The organism is Mesorhizobium sp. M1A.F.Ca.IN.020.04.1.1, assembly GCF_003997315.1.
Taxonomy (GTDB): Bacteria; Pseudomonadota; Alphaproteobacteria; order Rhizobiales; family Rhizobiaceae; genus Mesorhizobium.
Map to the genome: position 1 here is coordinate 1 of NZ_RZSN01000247.1, position 6,275 is coordinate 6,275.

Here is a 6,275-nt window from a genome sequence, read left to right on the forward strand (position 1 = left end):
AGACTGCATCGTAGGCGCTCAGCCCATGAGCCTCGGCGAGCGCCATGACGCTGGCATCCGCGCCCGGACCGGCATCTTCCAGCGGCAGGCGCCGCAGCCGGCCGAGCGCGGCGAGCGCCTCGCCGTCGTGGATGCGCCCGCGTCGCCGGGCGACAAGCAGGATGCTGCGGATTTCGTGCCAGAATAGGGATGGCACGGGGCAGGGGCCGCCAAGTCCCCCTACCAGCGCCTCGGCGGCCTGACTGTGCTCTTCCGGCAGCAGCCAGGCGGCGGCGATGGACGCATCGAGGATCAAGGACATCAGTAGCGGTGCCCCTCGTGCTTCCAAGCCAGAATCTCCTCGGTGGTGACAGGCTTGGCGCGGGCCCGGGCGGCGCGGACCTCTTCGATCAGGGCGGCGAGGTCGGTATCCTTGCGGATCCTGCTGAGTTTGGCGATCGGATCGTTGCCGCGGGAAATGATCACCTCCTCGCCGGCCTCGACCTTGGCCAGGAGCTCCGACAGATGGGTCTTGGCTTCGGCAACCTTGACGGTGATGGTCATGACGGCGTGCTCCGGGAAAATTGGGCCTGTGGTCGAGCGCAGCGTGCCCTGGCCCGGCGATCGGTGTTTTGGGCGACGATAGAGCCAAAAGCGGGGTTAGTCAACCGGTGAACCAACTCACTATCGATAAGGGTTACTTATCGATAGTGAAAAGCGCGTCGGAGAAAATCCCCTGCAAGTCAACTTAAATGCAAGTTAGCTTGACTAACGCGAATCAGCTACCATGAAATCAATGGCTTACGCGCTGGCAAAGCTTCCCCTGGAAACCCTGATCGGGCCGGTTGCCCGCGCCACCGAGCTGTTGGCGCGTCTCGACGAGCGGCTGTTCCGCTCTCCCATTCGTGAGGGCTGGATCGAGCGGCAGAATTTTGCTGACGCAACCGCTGCACTTTGGCTCGAGGGCGAGCTCGTCCACCTCGAGGACCTGGTGCTGCACGACGCGCACATGGATGTCCGAGCGCCGACCCACGAGCTCACCCGCGCGCATGCCGTGCTCCGTGCCCGCCGCCAGATCTTTGGCCGCGCTCCTGATTGGGCGCTCGGCCGCGATGGACTGCGGCAGCTGACTGGCCGTGGCGGCGCGGCGGCGCCGTGGGAAGTTGGCCGGAAAGGGGAGGGGAGTACGGCGCTGGAGCTGGACCCTGATGCGCCGCTTGAGACGGACGAGCCGGATCCGCTCGCAGACGAGTTTGCGGCGATCGACGCCGTGCTCGATCGCGCTGCCAAGGTGCTGGATGGTGGGGCGGTGGCGGCCCGCAAGGAGACGATGTCGCATTCGGAGCGACCGGCGCTGGTCTACGATCTCGACTGGGACGAGGACGCGCGCCTGGCCGAATGGCAGGACGTCATTGCTGACACGCGGGAGCTGCCGGCGCTCCTGCGCGGGGCGATCCTGCTCGATGCCTGGTCCGAGATCGAAGTGCTGCAGCATGCCGCCTGGCTCGGGCCGCTGCTCGTCGCTGCGCTGCTGCGGCAGGAAGGGCTTGCCGCGGGCCATCTGGCCTCATTGCATCTCGGCGCCAAGCACATTCCGCGGGAGCGCCGGCGAGAACGGACTCGAAGCAACCGGTTGTTGGCGTTTGTCGACGCCATCCAGGAAGCAGCGCTTGCTGGTTTGAAGGAGCACGATCGGCTGATGCTGGTAAAAAAACAGATGGAGCGGCGGCTGCGTGAGCGACGTGCAAGCTCAAAACTTTCGGACCTGATCGAGCTGGTGCTGGCCCGCCCGATCGTCTCGACCGGCATGATCCAGGACGGTCTGAAAGTCTCGAAGCAGGGTGCGCTGAATCTGGTCGGCGAGCTCAGCCTGCGCGAAATGACGGGCAGGGGACGGTTCCGGGCGTGGGGAATGATTTGAGACGGGAGCCCGCAAGGTCGATGCCCACACCCAGCGGCGGGTTATCGGCCGGTCTTCTGCAGAATATTAGCATCCTCTTGACGAGGCGGAAGCCGGCGCCAGACTCGCTGCATGGCGAAACGCGCTGTCAAACGGCAAAGGGATAGCGATGCCGGTAGCGAGAATTGAACGCATCGTCGGCGGCATCGTACGGGGGCGTGTGGAACGTGGTTCCGATGGACTCTTCGCCTGCCACGAATTCGGGTCGAATGTGCACCCGGTCGCGCTCTCCACTCTGGAAGACGTAGCGGACTATCTTCGCGCAAATCCGAGCAGTGGTGTCCGCATGAATCCTGGGTGCGCAACATCTACATCGATGGCATCTTGCTTCGCTGACTTAAAGCGACCGACCGGTCGGTCGCAGAGAGCAATGGTCGCAGGCTTCGATCTGCGGCAGAGCCTCCGGACTGCGCATGCTCCTGGAATTCGGCTGCAAACAACTGCCGAGCAGAGATGCTGCTTCGACCGATCACTTATGACAGATGACACACCCTGCCGAGGCTTCATCGATGCCGTAAACGTCATCAATGGTGGGCACTTGACTGCCTGCGAGCGGATTCACGCGGCGCCGAACCAGAAGTCGCTCCCGACGCTGCTCGAACTCGCGCTCGATCTGTTCGACCCGCGCGGGAGCACTGAGCTCGTCTAGCCCCTCACCCTGGCTCCACGTGAATGGCGAGCCGTGATCACGTGCGGTTTTTTCGTAGCCCTTGGCTTCTTCGAACGCATCAGGGTGCTCCCTCATCAACCGCACCCACTCGATTTTTTGCTGGAAAAAACAAAAGGTGCAGCCAGACCGCGTCCGCCACCGATAGTACTCGGGCTCGCCGAGCCCAGCGCTCTCGAGCATCTCGATCACCCCTGCCCGATTGATACCGGCTTCCCGTAGAGGGAAGTGGACCTGCATGTTGCCATGCGTCGCCTGATACCCCTCACGGCTGGGTTCATCGGCGCGGATAGCCACGTACGAATGGACTGTCACGCCCGCACCGAGATCGTCGCGTAGCCAACGCTCGAGGGGCCGAAGCTTAAGCTGCCGTGTGCACCACCGAGTCTTGGGCGAGGGCAAGAAGTGATTGTACTCCTTGAGCCAGAAGTCGAAATCTCGGTCCGGATTGAGCCTGGTGATCGTCTTCCCCAAGAAGCCCTCCAGCTTGTCCAGAAACGAATAGACTTCGTCCAGCTCTTTGCCGGTATCGGTGAAGAAGTACTCGAGATCGAGGTCCGGCCGGGTCTGCCGCATATGCACAGCCAGGGCGGCACTATCCCGCCCGCCTGAAATTCCAAGGATATGACGTTCACGCATCGCAGCGGTCATGTCGGCTCCATCCCCTTGCCGTCAGAAAGGCGTTCTACGATACGCGCCAGGGCGGCGAGCTCGACGGCAGGCCTCATCCCTTTCTCGCGGAGCTGCGCCATTAGATCGTCCGCCGCTTTGTCTGCTGCCGCAAGCTCCTGCTTCGACACCTGGAAAGCGTGGAAGAGAGGCTTCTCCTTCGGATCGAGGCCCACCATCACGGATATCGCCTGCGACGTGGGTGAGCGGCCCCGGACCGCGGCGAAGGTTTCCGCCTCGCGGAACCGCAGGCAGAGCTTGGCCAGTTCGAACATGGCCTGTTCCTGCTCGCGGTCGGACCAGTTGCGCGGCGGCTTGTGGACGAGCAAGCTTGCAAGCCCTTCGATGTCACCATCACCGCCCTCGAACGCGCCGGAACGCATGATGAACGCGTCCACCCGCAGCTCAGCCGACACTCCTGACGCGGTCGAGGACCGCGGGCCGATGCCTTCGAACGTCTCGGCGTCGACACCCAGATGCTCCGCAAGGCTCTTGCGAAGAGCGTGAAGCATTTTCGGATAGGCATGCTCGGCCTTGGTGAGAGAGGTCACGACGCTCACACCAGGGTCGGGCTCGCCGTCGAGCGCCACCGCGAGGTCCGAAAACAACAGCGCCTCCGGATCGCTTGCCTTGAGCACGATGTCGCGGACCTTGCGGACTTTGTCGGGGAGCATCTGCGTGCGCTGCGCCCACAGCGGGAGCGCGTGAAAGCGTTGATAGAGTGCCGACGCGACCGGAAGCGCCTTCGCTTCAACGGGGTTCGCTTCTGTTGAGAGAAGCGCGGCAAGCTGACGAACGAACGCTTCGTCGCGCTTCGATCGCGAAATTCGGCGAAACTCGATCGCAGCGGGATCCTGAAGGATGCGGTCAGCCACGATGTCGTCGATGGCAGGCTGGAAAACGCCGTCGACGTAAACCGCGACCGCATTTCGGTGCGCCAGCAGATACGACAACACAAGGACCGGCATGACGCCTCGTTTGATGCCGTATGGCCTGGCAGCCCACTTATCGAAGAGTTCTGCAAGGTTGACGCGCTTCTCGCCGAGCTCCGACCAAGCAGGCCTCAATGTTTTGCCCGCATCGTCGTTGGCAGGATCGGCGAAGCGCCATACCCCCTTCTCGTCCTGCCGATGAAGGCCCAATGGCCGCACGATCGTGAGGTAGAGTCCGCGCTCGACGGGGTAGTTCTCAATCCCAAGGTCAGGTAGGTCCGCCTTCGACACCATGGCATGCATCAATGTCCGCAGGCCGGCCATGGCCGCGGTCGAGGGCTTATCTCGGTACAGCAACTCTGATTGAATGACTGGGGCGCTGCTGAAAGCGGCGGTTGCAAGCGCCGACGCGATGACCGTCAGCTCCTTACCCTCGAGTTTCTTGCCGGTGGAGTCCTTTGCGCTGTCACCGAACAACCACCAGCGTGCCGATGCGAAGGCTTTGAGGAGATCGCTTCTCACAATCTCTGCGATCAATGCTTTCCGCGCCGAGAGCTCTCTGCGGGCGATCCGGTCACCCTCCAGCTGTGGATGTGTCTCTTCGATGCGATCAAGGGCGTAGAGGTCCGTCGCGTGGTCCCTCAGCAGATAGACCTGCTCGCTCGCCGCCACGCCGGCGAGGACTCCCAGATTCTCGAGCTCAATGCTGAGCTGCTTTGCTGCGACTTTGACCGGCGCGTCGAAGCTCCGAGGGTCGGGAAGAAGCATGACGAGCAGGCCTACTGAACGCCGTTTTGTCTTTGCCAGCGACGCAGCGGCCCGCTTGGCCCAGGCTGCAGGGCTTTGAGGACTTTCGTCGGCGAATTGGATGACGGCGTCGAACGTACGCAACGCCCCGGTCGAAAAATAGTGGCTCTTGGCTGCGATCGGGCCCACACCCAAGCGCGATGGCAGATCTGCGAGTACATCGGCGTCGAGCTTCAGTGCGGCCTTGGCGATGGCCTCGTCGAGGTCGAAATCACTTCCGGCGAATAGAGCGTAACCGCCAAGCCGCGGCTGTCGGATGAGGATCGCACGATTGACCAGTTCGTCAATCGCAGCGGCGACCTCTGCCTTCTTGGCTTCCGGAGCGCAGAGCGAAAGGATGTCGTCGACAACCGCCAGTCCAGAGCCGTTCCTGAACAGCTCGACCACCGCCGAGGCCTTGGCCAGCTTTGCTGCCAACGGGCCGAAGAGCGCTGCTTTGTCGACCGCCTCCATGGCCAGTGTCATCCGATTGCTTTCGGGGCCAACCGACAAGGCGCTGCCGAAATTGGCGACGAGATAATCCCAAAGCTGATCGGGTCCGTACCATGCGTTCGTACCCACTTCGGTTCGTGCCAGATGGGCCTGAAATCCGTGGGGCTCGGACGACGAGAGAAACCCGAAAACACTCCGCTCGTTCTGCGCAAACCTCTGACGTGATACCGGTCCGAGCAACAGCGCCGAGACCGGGTGCAGCGGCCACGTTTGGGTCAGCACTTCGGTAAGGCCCGCAACGTCGACCGGACGTCGATGCGAAATCGCTTCCGCCGTCCGCGCGGCGATCGCCTTGGCTGTTACCGGCGCGTGGTCGCTGCCGATTGCTCGGGCTATGAGCGCCGCAACTTCGTCTGCCTGCGCGACGAAGGGTACGTTCTGGTATCGGCCCTGCACCTTCGCCCACTCGTTCCGAGCTATGCGGCTCAGCCGGTTGGCGTATTGTTCGAAGGATTGATGCAAGATCCCGACGACCACCAGACGGCCGTTCGAGCGTGCCGCCCGCTCGGCGAGATCCTGCAGAATATGGACGTCGCCGGCAGAACCCGTTGCATGCTCGAGGAACTTCCCGAGTTCGTCGATGACGATGAGCAGACCGCCCTTGTTTCGAGCATGAGCCTCTAGTTCGTCGATGAGCACCCGCTCGTCGCGGGCGCGGTCAAGGGTCACCTGCGGCCAGTCAAATTGAGCCGCGGCCGCCTCTGCCAACGCACCCGTGAGGCTCGTCCGTCGACCTGTCAGGGCGAGGACGTCCCACACGCGACCGCGC

Annotated in this window: 5 protein-coding genes; 1 reads left to right on the forward strand and 4 read right to left on the reverse strand. The window is 62.9% G+C overall.

Going from position 1 to position 6,275, the window contains the following annotated elements; all coding sequences use genetic code 11:
- Both EOA49_RS29390 and EOA49_RS29395 read right to left on the reverse strand, forming a co-directional pair.
- A partial coding sequence (locus tag EOA49_RS29390) for a type II toxin-antitoxin system VapC family toxin (protein ID WP_127243507.1) occupies positions 1-301 on the reverse strand: 301 nt, incomplete at its 3' end.
- Complete coding sequence (locus tag EOA49_RS29395; RefSeq protein WP_127242155.1) at positions 301-543, reverse strand: type II toxin-antitoxin system prevent-host-death family antitoxin; 243 nt, start codon at positions 541-543, stop codon at positions 301-303. The genes EOA49_RS29390 and EOA49_RS29395, both read right to left, overlap by 1 nt.
- 232 nt (positions 544-775) lie before the next feature.
- Here EOA49_RS29395 and EOA49_RS29400 point away from each other — a divergent pair, with 232 nt between their 5' ends.
- On the forward strand, positions 776-1,900 hold the full coding sequence (locus EOA49_RS29400) for an RHE_PE00001 family protein (RefSeq protein WP_127242156.1): 1,125 nt from the start codon (positions 776-778) through the stop codon (positions 1,898-1,900).
- 508 nt (positions 1,901-2,408) lie between these two features.
- Here EOA49_RS29400 and EOA49_RS29405 read toward each other — a convergent pair.
- Entirely contained in the window at positions 2,409-3,257 is an 849-nt protein-coding gene (locus EOA49_RS29405; protein ID WP_245460836.1) for a phosphoadenosine phosphosulfate reductase family protein, read from the reverse strand.
- On the reverse strand, positions 3,254-6,214 hold the full coding sequence (locus EOA49_RS29410; protein ID WP_127243508.1) for an ATP-binding protein: 2,961 nt from the start codon (positions 6,212-6,214) through the stop codon (positions 3,254-3,256). The genes EOA49_RS29405 and EOA49_RS29410 overlap by 4 nt, the downstream gene beginning before the upstream one ends.
- Between the last annotated feature and the right edge of the window lie 61 nt (positions 6,215-6,275).

What these genes read in the sequence shown, in the direction of transcription:
- EOA49_RS29395 (WP_127242155.1), bottom strand. Translation starts at nt 543, where the DNA reads ATGACCATCACCGTCAAGGTTGCCGAAGCCAAGACCCATCTGTCGGAG.
- EOA49_RS29400 (WP_127242156.1), top strand. Translation starts at nt 776, where the DNA reads ATGGCTTACGCGCTGGCAAAGCTTCCCCTGGAAACCCTGATCGGGCCG.
- EOA49_RS29405 (WP_245460836.1), bottom strand. Translation starts at nt 3,257, where the DNA reads ATGACCGCTGCGATGCGTGAACGTCATATCCTTGGAATTTCAGGCGGG.